Source organism: Paraburkholderia solisilvae, from assembly GCF_902859875.1.
GTDB lineage: Bacteria > Pseudomonadota > Gammaproteobacteria > Burkholderiales > Burkholderiaceae > Paraburkholderia > Paraburkholderia solisilvae.
The window spans coordinates 15351-32808 of sequence record NZ_CADIKF010000047.1 but is presented as its reverse complement, the minus strand read 5'-3'; the positions used below and the strand labels follow the sequence as shown (position 1 = coordinate 32808).

Below are 17458 nucleotides of genomic sequence, written 5' to 3'. Positions count from 1 at the left end.
CGCGTCGATTGACAAACGATGGCTGTTCATAGAAAGATGAACCTGATTCATACATAGGACGCGGCATGAGACGGATCCCCAACTTCGTTCTGCTGCGTGCGTTCGAAGCAACCGCACGGCTTCAAAGCTTCACGCTCGCCGCTGAAGAACTGCATCTCACGCAGTCCGCGATCAGCCATCAGGTGAAGGAGCTCGAGGAGTATTTCGGCCGTCCGCTGCTGATGCGCCGCAATCGCCGGGTTGAAGCCACGCCGGAAGGTGCGCGGCTGCAGGAGAGCCTTGGCCGCGTGTTCGACGTGATCGAAGCCGCGTGCAACGAGGTCGCGCTGTCGCCGGCCGCGCAGGTGCTGGTCTTGCACAGTGCCCCCAGCTTTGCGGCCAAATGGCTCGGCCCACGCCTGCCCCAGTTCATGAGTGCGCACCCTGACATCACAATCCGTCTTTCGTCGGCTGCGGAGCCGATCGATATGACCCGTGCACGCGAGGTCGATGTAGCGATCTCTTACGGATTTGCGCAGGAGCGTCCTGGTGTCGTCACGATTGCTCTAGGCGCCGAACGCATCGTGCCGCTATGCGCGCCGTCGCTGTTGCGCGACGGCGTCGGAGCGGACCGGCTGATCGGAGAGCTGACGCTGATCGACTCGCAATTGAGCCGCATCACCTGGCCGGACTGGTTTGCGCACAACGATATTCCGTTGCCCGCCAAGCCGCGGCCATCGTTCGATCGCGCCGCATTGGTGCTATCCGCGGCGGTCGATGGCATGGGCGTCGCGCTGGAAACCACGCGGCTCGCGGAACGCGAGTTGTTGCGAGGCGACCTGGTCGAGCTTGGCGTCGACGTGTTCAAGCCGCTCGCGCGTGAAACGCATTTCTTTTCTTATCGGGCGGAGCAGCGCAATGTCGACAAGGTCAGGCGATTTCGTGAATGGCTATTCAGCGAGGCCGGCATCGACCGCGAATTCGATGACACTCCTCGAAGACGCTCAAGCACGGCTTATAAAAGCAGCGAAGCGTGATCGACTACTGCGGACGCAACACATACGTCCATCGTAGCAACGCGATGAAAAGAATGGCCGCCACGCCTACGCGTGGAGCTGATTCGCTACGCAACAACACCGGGATTGTCGAGGCCATCCCCGCGCCGCAGTGCGGGTGCCGATTGCCAGAAACCGGTCGCGGCGTATAACAACGGGAAGGAATTTGACCGGGTTTTCGACGAGTAAACGGCATACGGTTCCGACACGACGAGTTGGCCTTCACCGCCATTCATCCCCCGCCCTCGCCTAACGATGTGCCGTACGCGAAACCCTGCGCGGCAAGCCAGCGCCGGTACGCAACCGACATGCGATCACATCGCTGATGCAATTCAGCCGCCGGATCGAGTGGAAGATACTTCGGCTGCTGCGACTCGACGATGGGCGTGTCCTGCATGAGAATTTCCATATTGAAGTCGTAGAGCTGCTTGTCGGTGTGGGTTGTCTCGTCCTCATGTGCGGATACGAGCCACGCGCGACTCTGCGTCGGCGAAACAGGCGACACGACGATCATGATGTGCAGCGCGCCGAAATTGTCTTGGGCCTTTTTGCTGAGCGTCGCGATCAGCGCACGCTTGACGCAATACGCGTACTCCATGTTGGCGCCGGCCTGTCCGGGTATGCCGTTGGGCTGCCAGAATTTGCAGCCGCGTGCCTCGAGGCCGAGTTCACTTTCGTCGACTTCGTAGTCGGCCACTTCCGTGTGAGTGGGCTCGCCGAGGATACCGGTGTGCACAAACGGGAAATGAGCGAGGTCGAGAAAATTTTCGATGACGCGCGGTCCCGATGAATGAATGGTCTGCGGCGCCAGGTTGATGCAGCGCGCGCCCGCCAGATGGTATTGCGGAAAATAGTCTATCGGCCGCGCAGGTTCGCCGAAGCACATCCACACCACGCCGTATTTTTCTTCACTCAGAAAGCGGGTCGCGCACGCACGCGCGGGCGGTGTTTGCGATGGATGTGCCGGGATATGAACGCACCGCCCGTTCGCATCGTAACGCCAGCCGTGGTACGGACACTCCAGTTCGGCCGCTTTGACGGTTCCGAGTGACAACCGCGCGCCGCGATGCGCACAGTAATCGCGCCACACATGCATGCGGCCGGCCGCATCGCGCCATGCGACGATAGACTCTCCGGCAATCACAAAGCCCTGCGCGCACGACCGGCCAATCTCGGCGCTATTGCAGACAGGCAGCCATTCGGAGCCAAGCGAAGTGGGGGGCATGCCTGGGGATCCTTCGGCTTGGGCTAAGCCAGTTCTTCGGTTACCACCGGAATCTTGACGCTCGAGAGCCTGATGCGCTTGGCCAGCCGATGCGATGGCGCTTCGATCAACAGGTAGAACACGTACGCGAAGGCAAGCATCGATGCCAACGTGAACAACCATCCGGATCGCGTCAATATGTCGATCCCGGGCAGAAAATGCTTCACGGCATCGCGCACGCCTACGTGGACCAGATACAACGAGTAACTGAACGCCCCTGCCGCCATGAGCAATCGTGAAACCTCACGGTTCATGTAATATGCAATTTCCGCGCGAACCCAGAAATACGCAACGCCGCCGACGTACAGCATGCACACGACCTTCGAGACGCCCATGTGGAATATCAGGAACTCGCTGACCCACATCGTGAACCAGGCGCCGATGCGCCAAAGCCATATTATCCGGCTGCTTTCCAGCGCTTTTAACCCTTCCACCTGTTCGGCGAGGATGCATCCACTGATCCAGACCGGGAACAGGATCAACGCGGTCGGGATCGCGCCGATGTCGGACCATTCAGGCGCCCGGCGCAAGAGAACGGAAAGCGCAATGCTCGTCGCAACAGTGGCGCCCATGATGGGCCACCAGCCCGCCTTGAACCGGATCGCGCGAAGGAACGGATAGACCGCGTAGTAAATCTCCTCGCAGACCAGGCTCCAGAGCGTGCTTTTCCACAAGATCGAATCATTGCCGAAGATATGCAACTCGGGAAACAGTTCGGTCATCAGCAGCACCGTTACCGCGACTGGCGCGAGCACCCGGAAATACCGGCGCAAGTAAAACCGCAGAATCGGGATCTTGCCGGGCTGCCTGAATGGCATGTGGATACAAAAACCCGATATCACAAAAAAAGCCATCACAGCCGGCAAACCATATACCAGCGAATGCACGAACCGGTCCATCGAGTAAATGGCGCCGGCCCCTCCAAAAGTCTGTTTGCCGAAGATGGGGAAATGACCCAGGTGCCCGATCGCGACCCACAACGCCAGGATAAAACGCAATGCGTCGATGACGTCATATCGCTGCTTCTTCATTTCAGTTCCTTGGTATTTCAATTTCCCGGTACTGAGGACTCAATCATCATATGAAGCATTGGCTGTGACGCTGCGCGAGGATTACGGGTGATTACAACAGTTCGATATTCCAAAAAAAACAAAAAAAATGATCAAAGCGATATTACTTGCGCCGGCTTTCCGAAGCCGCGCGTGTTGGCGCGAAAAGACATAAACCGTGTTTTCATTATCCGCATACATCGCAGGTGCGTGCGGCAATCCGATATGCGTTTTCGAATACACGCATTCACAACGCTCAGCGAGGCAACGGCCGATGGCAGCGAAAAGCTGCTGTCGGCATTCAGAAAACTGCTGCAGCCGCGGCGAGCATCGACGCATCGACGCATCGAGGTCGACGCGCCGCCGTGCGATGCCCGAACCCAGCGCCTGCGCGGCGCCTGCACGTCAACGCACGCCCGGCCGCCGTGACGCTTATGATCAGTCCATGCGTATTACGCCGATGCGCATCGATTCGCACCAGGCCGCCCGATGCGTGCCGTGCTGCCGGCTTTCGTTCACCACGTTGTCAGGAATGAATATATCTATGTGGAACAGGTTCGCCGCGCTGACAGCCGCATTGATCGCGCTGAACTACGCGCCATTTTCGTCCGCTAAAGGAAATGACATGACGCCCACGAGCGACGCGCAGGTCCACTACCGCACCATCGACATCGACGGCGTATCGGTGTTCTACCGTGAGGCCGGTCCGAAGAATGCGCCGACGCTGTTGCTGTTGCACGGCTTTCCTTCTTCGTCGCGCATGTTCAATCCGCTCTTTCAGCGCCTCGCGAACCGCTACCACCTGATCGCGCCGGACTACCCCGGCTTTGGCAATAGCGCCGCGCCGCCGCCCGCGCAATTCACGTACACGTTCGATCACATCGCGCAGGTAGTCGATGCATTCACGGTCAAGCTGGGTCTCACGCACTACATCATGTATATGCAGGACTACGGCGGTCCGGTCGGATTCCGGCTGGCGCTCGAACACCCCGAGCGGGTCGATGCGCTGATCATTCAGAACGCCGTCTCGCATGAGGACGGGCTGGGGCCGCTGTGGAACAAACGGCGCGAATACTGGGCAGACCGCGAAGCGAATGAGGCTGCGCTACGCGAGAACCTGATCTCGTTCAATGCGACGAAGCTGCGCCACCTCGGCTCGAGCCCGAACGTCGATCTGTACGACCCGGACCTGTGGACGGACGAATTCGCTTTTCTGAGCCGACCCGGTGAAGTCGACATCCAGAGCGACCTGTTCTACGACTATCGCACCAATGTCGCGTCGTATCCGAAATGGCAGGCGTGGATGAAAAAAACGCAGCCGCGCACGCTGGTGCTGTGGGGCAAATACGATCCGTCATTCCAGGTCGCCGAAACGGACGCGTATCGGCGCGACCTGCCGAACGCGGACATTCATATCCTGGAGGCCGGGCATTTCGCGCTCGACGAACAGCCCGATCAGGCCGCCGGACTGATCGACCAGTTCGTGCGCAAGATTGCGACGCGTCCGCATGCATGACAGGCCTTGTACTGCCGCACGGACCGTATAACGCCGGTTCGTGCGGCAGCACAAGCCCGCCCGTCGCACCTGAGCGCGTCAAATCGCATCAGATGGAGAAGTCGATCGTGTTCTGTTTCCCCGAAGACGACGTCCCGCTTTGCGTACCCGTTTGCGTGCCTGCCTGCTGAATCTGCGCCATTTGCGGGGCCTGGCTCGCCTGCTGCTGCGCCTGCATCTCCTTCTTCATCAGATCCTGGACCTTCTGTTCGATCTTCTCGCGTTCTTGCGGCGTCATCTGCGCGAGTTGCTGCGGCGTGATGCCCAGTTGGCCGAGAATTGAGTTAAACATGGCTTGCCCGGGGTTGCTGCCGGTATAGCCCTGCAACTCGGACAGCAACTCCTTGAACGACGACCCATTGCTGCTGCCGGTGGCGCCGGACGGCGCAAAGCTGCCAGCCGACGACGAGCCGGCGCTATCGCGAATCTGCATGACGGTAATTCTCCTTGAGGGCTGCGTGTATTCGGGTAGTTCGGGTAGACGAGGCATCTGGAGCATACGGCTCCAGCATCAAGAATACGATTGCCGGCCGCTTGCGAATTGATCGATCAGCGCGCCTATTTGCCCGCATCTTTATGGATTGCCTGATCCGCGCGCAGCCGAAACGCTTCGTATGCGAAGCGTTCATGAGCAATCCACTCTCACAGATTCTCAGCTTCGCTTGCCGGTTCTGGGTTGCCGGTTCCCGCAGATTCCGCGTGCCGGGCTGTTAGTCCCCTTCGCTCACTGCGTTGCGCAATTCGCGAACGCACACGCCAGCTTCACGCTCACGCCCGCAATCGCAATGCCAAACGATCGCTTGATGTCCGATAAAAGACCGAATAGATGCGTGTGTCCAGGCGTTCAGACAAAGAAGCCCCTTAACTCCGGCCGCATTCAAAGCGAAGTGACCTATGAACGCCCTGACATCGACTGCCGAACCAACCGCAACCGTCGCGTGGCCCGACCTCGTCGCTGCGCTGCTGATGCACGCGACCGATAACCCTGAAGCGCCCGCCGTCGTCCACGGCAGCAGCACGACGACATACGAAAAATTCGCCGGCGACGCGCAAAGGCTGGCGGCAAGTCTGTCCGACCTCGGCGTCACAGCGGGCGACCGTATCGTGCTGCATCTTGGCAATTGCGTGGAGGCCGCGATCGGCTGTTACGCGGCGATGATGCTCGGCGCTATCGCCGTACCGATGAACGTCCACCTGAAACCGCACGAAGTCGGCAGGCTGATGCAGAGGCTGCAACCTGCCGCCTATTTTGGGCACCCGGCACAGCGCGGCGTGATGGATGAAATCGCAACGAACCTGCTGCCCGTCACGCGCCGTTTCTACGTCGACGATCGTCCAGCCGCTCAGTTCGCCAAACGCGATGACGGCCACGCCGGCAATACCTGGCACGCGCTCGTTGCGAATGCACGCGAGGGGCGATCCTTTCCCGCAGGAGATCCTGATGCTGTGGCCGTGCTGCTCTGCACATCGGGCAGCACCGGCGAACCGAAGCTCGTCGCGCATACGCGGCGCGCGCTCGGGCACATGGTCCACTATATGCACGAGAGCGGCTTTGGCCGCAATACGAAACCGCTCGTGCCGACGCCGCTCTTTCATTTGCCCGGCTATGCCGTGCTGTGCGCAGTCATTTCGACGGGCGCCTGCGTCGCACTGCCGCTGTGTGTCGATTTCGACGGCGACGCATTTCTCGATGCTATCGAGCAGCATCGTTGCACCAACACGGCCGTCACGCCGTACGGCGCCGCGGAAATGATCCGCGCGCAACAGGCCCGCCGCCGCGTAACCGATTCACTGCATTTATGCGTGGTTGCCGGCGATGCCTGTTCGATCGATCTTCAGCAGCGTTTCGAGCAGACCTTCGGCGTCGAGCTGGTATGTCGATACGGCATGACTGAGGCGCCGTTGGGCGTTCTGTCCGGACGTACCTCGCGCACGATGCGCGCGCGTGCGGGCATGGCCCGCGTGATCGACCGCGACGGCAATGACGTGAGCGCCGGCACGCCGGGCGAGTTGTGCCTGAACGTCCCCACGCTGCTCAAGGGCTACTGGATCGCGCCGGACAAGTTCGACTCCGCGCGCGACGCGGATGGCTGGTATCACACCGGCGACCTCGTACGCGAAGACGAGGACGGCGATCTGCACTACCTCGCGCGTATCAAGGAGATCATCGTGCGCGATGGTGAAAACATTGCGCCTGCGGAGATCGAGCAGACGCTGCTGTCACATCCGGCGGCGGCGGACGCCGCGATAGTCGGTGTGCCCGACGAAGTGCTCGGCGAGCGCATCGTCGGTTTTGTCAAACTGGCCGACCATGCGCGCGGCATGCGTGAGCAGGCGATCATCGCGTGGCTCGCGGCCCGGCTTGCCGATCACAAGCTGCCTGAGACGATATTCCTCGTCGACAGCATTCCGCGCACGCCGTTCGGCAAAGCCGATCGCCGTGCGCTGCGCGCACTGGCAAGCACGGAATTCGCACGGCAACGCGGCATGCTCGCCGACACACCCGCGGCGCCATCGCGGACGTAGCCTACGCGCGACGCAAGCGCATCAGAAACCGTGATCGGCCGCCAGCATCTGCGCGGCCCGTTCGCCGATCACGACGCAGGGCGCCATCGTGTTGCCGGTCACGATGCGCGGCAGAATCGACGCGTCCGCGATCCGCAGCCGGTCGACGCCGTACACCCGCATACGCGTATCGACGACGGACCACGCGTCGTGGCCCATCTTCGCGGTACAACTCTGATGCGAATGACTGACGGTGCCGTTGCGCATGAACTGCTCGAGCGCCGCGTTGCCGACCGGTCCCGGCAGAAACTCGCGCTTCGCAAATGGCCGCAGCGGCGCCGAATTGCCGACGTCGCGGCAAAACTCGATACACAGCTTAAGCGTGCGCAAATCGGCGGGATCGTCGAGGAAGTTCGCATCGATCGCGACCGGATCGAGCGGATGCGGCCCGGTCAGGCGCACGCGGCCGCGGCTCTCGGGCCGCAATACCGCGGTCGTCAGCGACCAGCCGTGCATCGGCAAATTGCCGCCGGCCGCTTCCGGGCTCGCGTACGGCAACTCGGTCAGGAATGATTGCAGGTCCGGCCGGTCCAGCCGGCTATCGCTCTTCCACATCGCGGTGATTTCGCCGAGATTGTTGCGGCCGTCGATCGGCCCGGCCGCCTCCCACACGCACGGCGCCATGAAATGGTCCTGAAAATTGCGGCCGACGCCGGGCAGATGCTGTTTGACATCAATGCCAAAACGCCGCAGATCCGCATCGTCGCCGACACCCGATTGCATCAGCAGCTTGGGCGTATGGATCGCGCCGAGCGACAGCACCACTTCGCGCGTCGCGCGCACTCGCACCAACTCGCCATACCGCAGATATTCGACGCCGGTCACCGCGGCGCCATCGAATATCAAACGCGTGACGAGCGCATCCGGCAGCACGGTCAGATTCGCACGATCGCGATACGGATGCACATACGCGCGATAGACCGACTGCCGCCGGCCGTCGCGAACGCAGACATTGGTCAGTGCGGCGCCGCCGTCGCCCTCCATCATCGCGCCATTGTGATCGGCGAAGGTCGGCACGCCCGCGCGCGCAAAAGCGTCGAGTCCGGCCGCCGCGATCGGATGCGCGTGGGGCGCCGGCTGCACGAACAGCAAACCGCCCTGCCCGCGGCGGCGCGGGTCCGGCTCGCCGTGCCAGTCCTCGACGCGGCGGTAAATCTGCAGCACCGAGTCGTAACTCCAGCCGTCGTCCTCGGTCATGCGGGCGAGATCGTCCCAGTCCGCCTGGTGGCCGCGCGCCCATGCCATCACGTTGATGCTCGCGCCGCCGCCCAGCACCTTGCCCATCGCCATCGGGATCGTGCGGCCGTTCAGATTCGGGTTCGGCGCCGCGCGAAACAGCCAGTTCTGCTCGCTGCGCCTCAGAATCGGCCAGGCGGTGCTGTCGATAATCGCGGGAACCTCGTCGGTGCCGCCGGCTTCAAGCAGCAGCACACGCAGGTCCGGATGCTCGGCAAGCCTGCGCGCGACCACGGACCCTGACGTCCCCGAGCCGCACACAATAAAGTCGTAGTCCGTATCGTCCACGCCGGCATGCGCGGATGGATGATCTGCAGAAGCATTCGGGTTCGTCATGGCGACCTCGCATGAACGCGGCACGCAACGTCGGCGCAAGATCAGGCGTGCTGAGAAGCGAGGACGACGCGCGATTGCCGCGCGATAAAGGCGCACACCTGCTGTGCCATCGCTACGATGGCGATTGAGGCGGCGCGCCGGATGGAGGTCGAGCGTACGCGCGCGGCGTCGCGCGATGATGCGTCATGCGAAGTGCCGCGCCGCGCACCGAACGCGGCGCAGGACGATCACGCGTTACTTCGCGAACAGCGACGCCATATTGGCAAACGACTTGATCTCGACCGCATTGCCCGACGGATCGAGAAAGAACATGGTTGCCTGTTCGCCGACTTCACCCTTGAAACGGATATGCGGCTCGATGATGAACTTCGTGCCGGCTGCTTTCAGTTTGTCGGCAAGCGCATGCCACTGCTGCATTGAAAGCACGACGCCGAAGTGACGCACCGGCACCGCGTCGCCGTCGACCGCATTGGTCGCACGATGACCCGCTTCATCCGGCGACAGATGCGCGACGATCTGGTGACCGTAGAAATTGAAATCGACCCACTCGGGGGAACTGCGGCCTTCCGGACAGCCCAGCAATTCGCCGTAGAACGCGCGCGCGGCAGCAAGGCTATGAACAGGGAAAGCGAGATGAAAAGGCGGCATCGCGCCTTGCGTCGTATCGGTCATGGGACTCTCGTTGGAGAAAGCTCGTTGGAACGGAAAAGCGAATCGCACAATCCGCTTTTGCACGGTAGTTTACTTATAAACAAAATGGCCTGAAAGCAATATGATTTCGCGCTCAGCCCCAAAAATATTGATCGATCGAAAGGGGCTACGCCTTGCGCAATGGGCCGGTGGTGCCGCGCACGATCAGGTCGGTCGGTACGATGTTCTGCGAACTGACTGGCCGCCCTTCGATACGCGCGAGCAGATATTCGGCGCTGCGCGTGCCGATCTCGTCGGCGGCGAGCCGCATCGTCGTGAGCGGCGGCGTCGTGAAGCTCGATACCTCGATATCGTTGATGCCCGCAATCGACAGTTCGCCCGGCACGTCGATGCCCGCTTCGCGCGCTTCCGCCAGCGCGCCGATTGCGAGCAGATCGGTGCCGCAGATCACCGCGGTCGGCGGCTCGGGTCCCTGCATGAGCGCCTTCATCGCCATCTGCCCTTCGATGATCTTATGCGGCATCTCGATCAGATGCTCGTGACGCAACTGCAGCCCGCGCGACTGCAGCGCCGCGCGCACGCCGACGATGCGGTCCGCCGCGCGGTCGCTGTGCTGTGTCATCTGCGTGATCATGCCGAAGCGCACATGTCCGAGATCGAGCAGATACTCGGCCAGACGCCGGCCGACCGCGACATTGTCGAAACCCACATACGGGTGATCGTGATCGACGGTCCAGCCGTTGACGAGCGGAATCTGTTCCTTGTCGATCAGTTCATAAAGCGCCGGCGTGTGACTGCGGCCGACCAGCATCAGCCCGGCGATGCCGTCCGCGATCAGCGCGCGCACCTGTTTGAGCTCGTCCTGCTGGTCGTAGTAGGAACAGCCGAGCAGCAACGTATAGCCGGCCTCGCCGATCCGCTTTTGCAGCGCAAACACGCCGAGCGCGAAGTTCTGGTTTTCGAGCGACGGGATCACCGCGCCGATCGTCTTCGAGCGCTGCGACGCGAGCGCACGCGCCGCCGCGTGCGGCGTATAGCCGAGCTGCTCGGCGATCTTGCGCACGCGCTGCTGCAATTCAGGTGCAACCGCCGCGTTGCCGTTCAGCACGCGCGATACGGTCGCCGTCGACACACCCGCTGCGCGGGCGACGTCCATCACGGAGATCGCATTCGATTTGCGGCGCGGCGCCCTCTTTTTTATTTCGACACTCAACGTTGCACCCGGCCGGTCCTGGTCCTGGTTGGGTCCGTGGTTGTGGACCTTGTCTCGGCGGCGCGCGAAACCGCGCCTGCCACGAGCGGCATTTTATAGCGCACGTGCGTACACGTCGAAATTCGCCGGGTGCGGGACTGCTTTTGCGCCCGGACACTGGCCGCGCCGGCAGCGCGTATCAGGCCTCGCGCGGCGCGCGGCGTGAATCGATACGCCGCGGGTCGCCGTCGAACTCGACGAGGCGGCTGAAGCCGCCATGAAACAGCGCCTCATGCGCGTCTTCATGTCCGTTTCACGCACGTCTTCACGTGCGTCCGCGGCCGCGATGCGCGCTTTGCTCCGCGTCGTCGTCAATACCGACCGACCCGCGCTCAGCGCTTGTCGCCCGGCACCGTCGCGACCACCTTCGGCGCGCGCAGGAAGTCGAAATCGCAGCCGTCGTCGGCTTGCATGATCGTCTCGAGGAACAATTTGCGGTAGCCGCGCGCATCGGGATCCGCGACGCGCGGCGGCAACGCGGCAAGCCGCGCGGCGATGTCGTCGTCGGACAGCAGCAGTTCGATCGAACGCGTCTGCACCGAGAGCCGGATCCGGTCGCCATTGCGCACGATGGCAAGCGGTCCGCCGATCGCCGCTTCCGGCGTCACGTGCAGCACGATCGTGCCGGCCGCGGTGCCGCTCATGCGGCCGTCCGAGATGCGCACCATGTCCTTCACGCCTTCACGCGCAAGCTTGCGCGGAATCGGAATATAGCCGGCCTCGGGCATCCCCGGCGCGCCGACCGGTCCGATCCGCTTCAATACGAGCACGTCCTGCGCGGTTACATCGAGCGCCGGATCGTCGATGCGGCTTGCAAGGTCTTCCGCATCTTCGAACACCACCGCGCGCCCCTCGTGCTCCATCAGCTGCGCGTTCGCCGCCGACTGCTTGATGATCGCGCCGCCCGGCGCGAGATTGCCGCGCAGCACCGCAATGCCGCCTTGCGGATAGACCGGTTTGGCGAGCGGCCGCACGACCTCCTGTTTGAAAGCCGGCGGCGCGGCGTCGAGCTCTTCGCCGAGCGTGCGGCCGGTGACCGTCAACGCATCGAGGTGCAGCAAGTCTTTCAGCTCGCGCATCACGGTGACGAGGCCGCCTGCGCGATGCAGATCTTCCATGTAGTGCTGCCCGGACGGTTTCAGATCGACCAGCACCGGCGTCTCGCGCGCCATCCGGTCGAGCAAGTCGAGATCGATACGGATGCCGAGGCGCCCGGCGATCGCGGTCAGATGAATGATGCCGTTGGTCGATCCGCCGATCGCCAGCAGCACGCGCAACGCGTTTTCGACCGCCTTCGGCGTCAGGATTCGGGCGGGCGTAAGGCCCGCGCCGATCATCGCGACGGCCTGCGTGCCGGTGCGCTCCGCAATGCGGATGCGATCGGCACTGACGGCCGGCGGCGACGCGCCGCCGGGCAGCATGATGCCCATCGCCTCGGCAATGCAGGCCATCGTGCTGGCCGTGCCCATCACCGAACACGTGCCGACGGTGGCGACCAGTTGCGTATTGACCGCGTCGATTTCCTCCTGGTCGATCTGGTCGCCGCGAAAGCTCGCCCAGAAACGCCGGCAGTCGGTACACGCGCCGACCCGCTCGCCGCGATGCGAGCCCGTCAGCATCGCGCCGGTCACGAGCTGGATGGCCGGCACGCCGGCCGATGCCGCGCCCATCAACTGCGCGGGCACGGTCTTGTCGCAACCGCCGATCAGCACCACCGCGTCCATCGGCTGCGCGCGAATCATCTCCTCCGTGTCCATCGACATCAGATTGCGCAGATACATGCTGGTCGGGTGCGAGAAGCTTTCGGCAATCGAGATGGTCGGAAATTCGACCGGCAGGCCGCCCGCGAGCTGCACGCCGCGCTTGATCGCTTCGATCAGTTGCGGCGCGTTGCCGTGACAGGGGTTGTAGGCGCTGCCGGTATTCGCGATCGCGACGATCGGCCGCGACAGCGCGTCGTCCGTATAGCCGGCGCCCTTGATGAACGCGCGGCGCAGGAACAGCGAGAAACCGTCGTCGCCGTAATTCGTCAAGCCTTTGCGCAGACCGGTTTTTGCCTTGCCGTTCGCGTCGCCGTTTGCGTTGTCAGCCATGGGGGAATGTCCTTGGTCGAGTGATGGGCAGCAGAGTGTCCAGGGTGTCGACGACGATTCTATCGGGGCCGGTGACGAACTTCAAGTAAGCGCTTTCTTGACGATTTCCTGATATTCGGGGCGCCTCGTGGTGCTTCGTCCGCCATCGGATCGCGGCGCTCCGCCTGCGCGTCAGTGCCGCGCGATCGCCGGCGAACCCATTCGGCAAATGCTTCGTCCTCGATACGATAGTCTCCGACCGCGAGTCGCGTGACGGCGTTTTGTGCCTGCAGGCGGCGTAACGCCTGGGCAGCGGTATTCTTCGTCGCGACTCTGCCGAGCTGCGACGACAGCCGCTTGAGGCCGGCGGCGCTATGCATGTCGGTCTCGCCGCGCGCGAGCAGCGCGATGACGACCTGGTCGGCCGGTTTCATACCGTTCCACTGCTTCAGGAAGTCTTCGTCCGAAAACACGGACGCTTTGGTGTGAGCAAGTGCATCCTCCTCGCCCTGAAGCTGGTAAAGCATGTAGCGCTCGATGAATCTTTTGAAGAACTCCGGAGTTCGATGCAGTTCCTCGAATGCCTGCTTGCCTTGTTCGAGCGTGAGCCTGTTGCGCGCCATCCGGTTCATCAGCCTGATGGTGAACGCAACGAATTCGTCGCCGAGCAGCGGGAAAGGTTCGAGCGCGGCCCAGTTGTAGAACGGCTCGGACGTACGCGCAAACATATTGCGCAACGTGGTTTCCGAACTGCCCGCGAAAATCACCTTGATGCGCTCCTTGCGAATATCGAGCGCGGCGCGCACCGCGTGCGAGAAGTCGGCGTGCTCGACGCGCGCGAGCACCTGCGCTTCGTCGATGACGAGCAGCAACGGCTTTTTCTGCCGATCGAGTTGCCTGAGCACTTCACGCAGCGCCAGCGCGGTATCCATTTCGGGCGCCGACAATTCGGCCTCGAGCGTGCCTTCCGCACCCGGAATTTTCGCGCTGGCCTTGACCTTGCGGACCGGTCTGCCCAGCTTCGCGAGCACCGCCTTCAACCCCTGCGGCTCGAGCGCATCGGCAAGCGCCGATACGAGCGCCGAAGCGGGTGACGACCGGCTGTCCCAGAAGTTCGTATAGGCCGCGAGATAACCCCGCTCCTGCGCCGCCGGCAACAGGTCCCGCCGCAGGAATTCGGTTTTGCCCATGCGCCGGCGAGCGAACAGCCCTCTCGCGGCAGACAGCTTCAGATCGAAGGCATCAAGATAGGCCGCGGCCAGTTCCGGTCTGGCGAAATGCCACGGATCCGGCGGTAGAGTTTCATGGAGTTTCATCAAGAATGAGAAGTTTCAAAATCGATGATACCGCATGATACCGGCGCCGCAATTCCACGTAAATGAACCGTCCGTGCGAGCGCCGCGGTCCGGCCTCGCGGTACAGGAACACCGCGCGCCGCGTGCGCGCAGGCCTGAGCGGCAAGCGGAAAATTACGCAAAAAGGTCGAGTTGGCGGATCGCCGGCGCCGGGTCCTGGCTGCCGGTCTGCTGCGCGGCGTGTTTCGCTTCGATGCGGAAAAAGTCCGGGTCGACGCCGGCGTTTTTCGCTGCCTGCAGCCAGTCGGGAATCTGGCCCAGGCCGTTCCATTCGTTGCCGCGAGCATCACGGTAGAGCGGCGGGTGGCGCCGGTCGTGCTCGATCGACGCGGCGAGCGCGTCGATCGTAATGCCGAATTCATCCATTCGACGACGGATCCAGATGATCAGGCGATCGCGGGCCTCGCCGTCGGCAATTCTTGTCTTCATGGGTGCCAATTCGTGGTTGTTTCGCCCGAGTATAACGGGCGAAACGCAACCGCGGCCCGAAGCAGCGCCCATCGCTTGCAAAGTCTGGCTGTTTCGCCACACGCTTGCGGCAGCGGCGCCAACGCGAGAAAACCTCGACGGCGAGCGGCTGCGGCTGCCGCGCGTCACCCCCACGCATCGACTGCATAGCGCTCCAGCGCGGCCTCGTCGAAGCCGAACCCCAGTCCCGCGCCGGTCGGCACCGTCAACATGCCGTCGGCGAACTCGAGCTGACGGTCCACGAGACGCCGGAAGTTCAGCACCTGGTCGTCCGGAAAGAACTCGACATAGCGCGCATTCTCCGTCGACGCGACCAGATGCACATGCAGATCGTGAAACCAGTGCGGGCACATCGTCGCCCCGGCGCCGGCCGCCGCCGCCGCGATACGCCGCCATTCGGTGATGCCGCCGCAAACCGCCGCATCCGATTGCAGGATCATCGCGGCGCGCTTGTCCAGCAGTTCCTGATGCCGCCAGCGCCCCGCCTCGATCTCGCCGGTCGCTACCGTCACCGGCGTGCGCCTCGCGAGCTGCGCATGGCTTTCGATGTCGTCGGGGCTGAACGGCTCCTCGATCCAGTACGGGTCGTAGCGTTCATAGCGGCGCATATACTCGAGCGCGGTCGGCACATCGGACCATGCGTTGTTGGCATCGAGCATCAACTGCACGTCGGCGCCGATTGCCGAGCGGGCCGCGGCGATGCGCTCCTCTTCCTCGCGGGGCGAGAGCCGGCCGACTTTCATCTTCACCGCGCGAAAGCCCATTTCGACGTAGCCTGCCAGTTCGTCGCCGAGATGCTGCGCGGTCTTGCCGTCGACGTAGTAGCCGCCGCTCGCATACGCGGGCACCCGGTCAGCGGACATCCCGCCGAGATAGCGCGCGAGCGGCAGCCCCGCCGCGCGCGCATTGCGGTCCCACAGCGCGACGTCGACGATCGACAGCGCGCGCATCACGCTGCCCGCACGTCCCTGCAGCAGCGATTCCTGATAAAGCTCGCGCCATAACCCTTCGACATTGATCGCGCACTGGCCGGCGAGCAGCGGTGCGAACAGTTCGCGTACCGCATGCGTGACGAGCGACCCCGCGCGATGCCCGCCGTAACAGAAGCCGATGCCCTGCTGACCATCGGCGGTGGTGATGCGCACGAGTGTGTAGTCGCGCGCGGCAACCACTCGTGTGGCAAACGACATGACGCGATCGAGCGGCACGCGCACGGTGCGCGCGTCGACCGATACGATTTTCGCGGCCTGCTGCCACGCAGCCTGCGAATGTTCAGCGACAGGTTGATTCATGATGTCCATCCATGATGGAAGAAAAGAAAAATCAGTTCGACGACGCCGCCACCCGGGCCCCGACCGCCTGCCGGCCACGCACGAACAGCAGCATCGCGAGCACGCCGGCGAAATCGATCAGTGCGCCGAACAGAAACGCGCTGTGGTAGCCGCCGAAGTACTGGATCAGCACGCCGGTCAGCAGCGGCCCGATGATTCCGGACAGATTGCTCAGAAAATGGATAAAGCCGCCGACGCCGCCTTGCCGGTGCAGCGGCAGGATTTCGTGCTGCACCGCCCAGATCGACTGACAGGACCCCGTCAGAAACAGCAGCGCGGCGGCAATCAGACCGACCGCGGCGGCGAGCGAGGTGGCCGACGTGATACTCAGCACCGCGACGCCCGATAACGCGAGCGGAATCGTCGCGACCAGCTTGCGCGCTTTCACCGGGTCATCCATCCGCTTGTAGATGAAGTCGCCGACCAGTCCGCCGCCGAAATACCCGATCGCCCCGCAAATCCATGGAATCGACGTGATCACGCTCATCTGCTTCAGGTCCAGATGCAGCACGTTGGTCAGATAGCTCGGCAGCCACGAGATGAATACGTATTGCGTGTAGTTCACCGCGAACAGCCCCGCGCCGAGCGCGAGCGTGCTCGGCCGGCGCAGATACGCGCCGAGCGTCATCCCGTCGTCCTCGGCGTTGACCACCTCCGCGGCCGCGCGGCTCGCGTCGATCAGCTGCGTCTCCGCAGCGCCGACACGGCGGCTCTGCGCCGGCCGGTCGGTGACGAAAATGCGCCAGCAGACGAGCCACACGAAGCCCAGCACCGCGATCACGACAAACGACACGCGCCAGCCGAATGCGACCGCGATCAGGCCGACCACCGGCCCGGCGATCGCGTTGCCGAGCGTTTGCCCGGAAAACGTGAAGCCGATCATCGTCGCGGTTTCATGGCGCGGAAACCAGTTCGAAATCGTGCGATTCGTATTCGAGCTCATCGGCCCCTCGCCGATGCCGAAAAACACGCGCGTGAGCAGCAGCGACACGAAGCCGGTCGCCGCCGCCGTCAGCCCGCAGAACAGCGACCACATGCCCATCGCCCATGTGAATACGCGCCGCGTCCCCCACCGGTCCGCAAAGTAGCCGCCGAGGAACGAAAAAATCGCGTAGCTGACAAAGAAGCTGCTGAAAATCACGCCGAGTTGCGAAGGCGACAGGTCGAGCGTCTTGCCGACAATCGGCGCGACAATGCCGAGCGCCGCGCGATCCATGTAGTTGATTGCACCGGCCGTAAACAGCAGGCCCGCGACCACATAGCGATATTTGCCGGTTTTCATGGGTCTCC

At 63.1% G+C, this 17458-nt stretch carries 15 protein-coding genes; 4 read left to right on the top strand and 11 right to left on the bottom strand.

Annotation, left to right across the window (positions count from 1 at the left end):
• The first annotated feature begins 65 nt into the window (after nucleotides 1-65).
• Complete coding sequence (locus HV675_RS24475) at nucleotides 66-1016, top strand: LysR substrate-binding domain-containing protein (RefSeq protein ID WP_175114029.1); 951 nt, start codon at nucleotides 66-68, stop codon at nucleotides 1014-1016.
• A gap of 250 nt (nucleotides 1017-1266) precedes the next feature.
• On the opposite strand, the gene HV675_RS24470 is transcribed toward HV675_RS24475, so the two are convergent.
• Nucleotides 1267-2259: an aromatic ring-hydroxylating oxygenase subunit alpha gene (locus tag HV675_RS24470; RefSeq protein WP_175114027.1), complete on the bottom strand. Its 993-nt coding sequence runs from the start codon at nucleotides 2257-2259 to the stop codon at nucleotides 1267-1269.
• A 23-nt stretch (nucleotides 2260-2282) separates the two neighbouring features.
• Nucleotides 2283-3329 carry an acyltransferase family protein gene (locus HV675_RS24465; RefSeq protein WP_175114025.1) on the bottom strand — a complete coding sequence of 349 codons (1047 nt, stop codon included), beginning with the start codon at nucleotides 3327-3329 and terminating at the stop codon, nucleotides 2283-2285.
• An 87-nt stretch (nucleotides 3330-3416) separates the two neighbouring features.
• Here HV675_RS24465 and HV675_RS24460 point away from each other — a divergent pair, with 87 nt between their 5' ends.
• A complete protein-coding gene (locus tag HV675_RS24460) occupies nucleotides 3417-3776 on the top strand; it encodes a hypothetical protein (RefSeq protein ID WP_175114022.1) in 360 nt (119 codons plus the stop codon).
• Between the two features lie 196 nt (nucleotides 3777-3972).
• Nucleotides 3973-4863 carry an alpha/beta fold hydrolase gene (locus tag HV675_RS24455; RefSeq protein ID WP_175114020.1) on the top strand — a complete coding sequence of 297 codons (891 nt, stop codon included), beginning with the start codon at nucleotides 3973-3975 and terminating at the stop codon, nucleotides 4861-4863.
• Nucleotides 4864-4951: 88 nt separating this feature from the next.
• Here HV675_RS24455 and HV675_RS24450 read toward each other — a convergent pair whose 3' ends face one another.
• Nucleotides 4952-5335 carry a hypothetical protein gene (locus tag HV675_RS24450; protein WP_175114018.1) on the bottom strand — a complete coding sequence of 128 codons (384 nt, stop codon included), beginning with the start codon at nucleotides 5333-5335 and terminating at the stop codon, nucleotides 4952-4954.
• Nucleotides 5336-5796: 461 nt separating this feature from the next.
• Here HV675_RS24450 and HV675_RS24445 point away from each other — a divergent pair, with 461 nt between their 5' ends.
• Nucleotides 5797-7428 (top strand): class I adenylate-forming enzyme family protein, encoded by a 1632-nt coding sequence (locus tag HV675_RS24445; protein ID WP_175114016.1) that lies wholly within the window; start codon nucleotides 5797-5799, stop codon nucleotides 7426-7428.
• A gap of 21 nt (nucleotides 7429-7449) precedes the next feature.
• Here HV675_RS24445 and HV675_RS24440 read toward each other — a convergent pair whose 3' ends face one another.
• From HV675_RS24440 to HV675_RS24405, 8 genes are all read right to left on the bottom strand, one after another.
• Nucleotides 7450-9039: a GMC family oxidoreductase gene (locus HV675_RS24440; RefSeq protein ID WP_175114014.1), complete on the bottom strand. Its 1590-nt coding sequence runs from the start codon at nucleotides 9037-9039 to the stop codon at nucleotides 7450-7452.
• A 234-nt stretch (nucleotides 9040-9273) separates the two neighbouring features.
• Nucleotides 9274-9711: a VOC family protein gene (locus HV675_RS24435; protein ID WP_175114012.1), complete on the bottom strand. Its 438-nt coding sequence runs from the start codon at nucleotides 9709-9711 to the stop codon at nucleotides 9274-9276.
• Nucleotides 9712-9856: 145 nt separating this feature from the next.
• Nucleotides 9857-10846: a LacI family DNA-binding transcriptional regulator gene (locus tag HV675_RS24430; protein WP_175114009.1), complete on the bottom strand. Its 990-nt coding sequence runs from the start codon at nucleotides 10844-10846 to the stop codon at nucleotides 9857-9859.
• A gap of 428 nt (nucleotides 10847-11274) precedes the next feature.
• Complete coding sequence (locus tag HV675_RS24425; protein ID WP_175114007.1) at nucleotides 11275-13035, bottom strand: IlvD/Edd family dehydratase; 1761 nt, start codon at nucleotides 13033-13035, stop codon at nucleotides 11275-11277.
• Between the two features lie 59 nt (nucleotides 13036-13094).
• Nucleotides 13095-14330 carry an ATP-binding protein gene (locus HV675_RS24420; protein WP_246270519.1) on the bottom strand — a complete coding sequence of 412 codons (1236 nt, stop codon included), beginning with the start codon at nucleotides 14328-14330 and terminating at the stop codon, nucleotides 13095-13097.
• A gap of 153 nt (nucleotides 14331-14483) precedes the next feature.
• Nucleotides 14484-14972 (bottom strand): H-NS family nucleoid-associated regulatory protein, encoded by a 489-nt coding sequence (locus HV675_RS32625; RefSeq protein ID WP_246270517.1) that lies wholly within the window; start codon nucleotides 14970-14972, stop codon nucleotides 14484-14486.
• A complete protein-coding gene (locus tag HV675_RS24410; protein ID WP_175114005.1) occupies nucleotides 14963-16129 on the bottom strand; it encodes a mandelate racemase/muconate lactonizing enzyme family protein in 1167 nt (388 codons plus the stop codon). Before HV675_RS24410 ends, HV675_RS32625 begins: the two co-directional genes overlap by 10 nt.
• A 31-nt stretch (nucleotides 16130-16160) precedes the next feature.
• Nucleotides 16161-17450: an MFS transporter gene (locus tag HV675_RS24405; protein WP_175114003.1), complete on the bottom strand. Its 1290-nt coding sequence runs from the start codon at nucleotides 17448-17450 to the stop codon at nucleotides 16161-16163.
• Nucleotides 17451-17458: the final 8 nt, after the last annotated feature.

Coding starts and splice junctions, on each gene's coding strand:
- HV675_RS24475 (WP_175114029.1), top strand. CDS start 66: ATGAGACGGATCCCCAACTTCGTTCTGCTGCGTGCGTTCGAAGCAACC.
- HV675_RS24470 (WP_175114027.1), bottom strand. CDS start 2,259: ATGCCCCCCACTTCGCTTGGCTCCGAATGGCTGCCTGTCTGCAATAGC.
- HV675_RS24465 (WP_175114025.1), bottom strand. CDS start 3,329: ATGAAGAAGCAGCGATATGACGTCATCGACGCATTGCGTTTTATCCTG.
- HV675_RS24455 (WP_175114020.1), top strand. CDS start 3,973: ATGACGCCCACGAGCGACGCGCAGGTCCACTACCGCACCATCGACATC.
- HV675_RS24450 (WP_175114018.1), bottom strand. CDS start 5,335: ATGCAGATTCGCGATAGCGCCGGCTCGTCGTCGGCTGGCAGCTTTGCG.
- HV675_RS24445 (WP_175114016.1), top strand. CDS start 5,797: ATGAACGCCCTGACATCGACTGCCGAACCAACCGCAACCGTCGCGTGG.
- HV675_RS24440 (WP_175114014.1), bottom strand. CDS start 9,039: ATGACGAACCCGAATGCTTCTGCAGATCATCCATCCGCGCATGCCGGC.
- HV675_RS24435 (WP_175114012.1), bottom strand. CDS start 9,711: ATGACCGATACGACGCAAGGCGCGATGCCGCCTTTTCATCTCGCTTTC.
- HV675_RS24430 (WP_175114009.1), bottom strand. CDS start 10,846: ATGGACGTCGCCCGCGCAGCGGGTGTGTCGACGGCGACCGTATCGCGC.
- HV675_RS24425 (WP_175114007.1), bottom strand. CDS start 13,035: ATGGCTGACAACGCAAACGGCGACGCGAACGGCAAGGCAAAAACCGGT.
- HV675_RS24420 (WP_246270519.1), bottom strand. CDS start 14,330: ATGAAACTCCATGAAACTCTACCGCCGGATCCGTGGCATTTCGCCAGA.
- HV675_RS24410 (WP_175114005.1), bottom strand. CDS start 16,129: ATGAATCAACCTGTCGCTGAACATTCGCAGGCTGCGTGGCAGCAGGCC.
- HV675_RS24405 (WP_175114003.1), bottom strand. CDS start 17,450: ATGAAAACCGGCAAATATCGCTATGTGGTCGCGGGCCTGCTGTTTACG.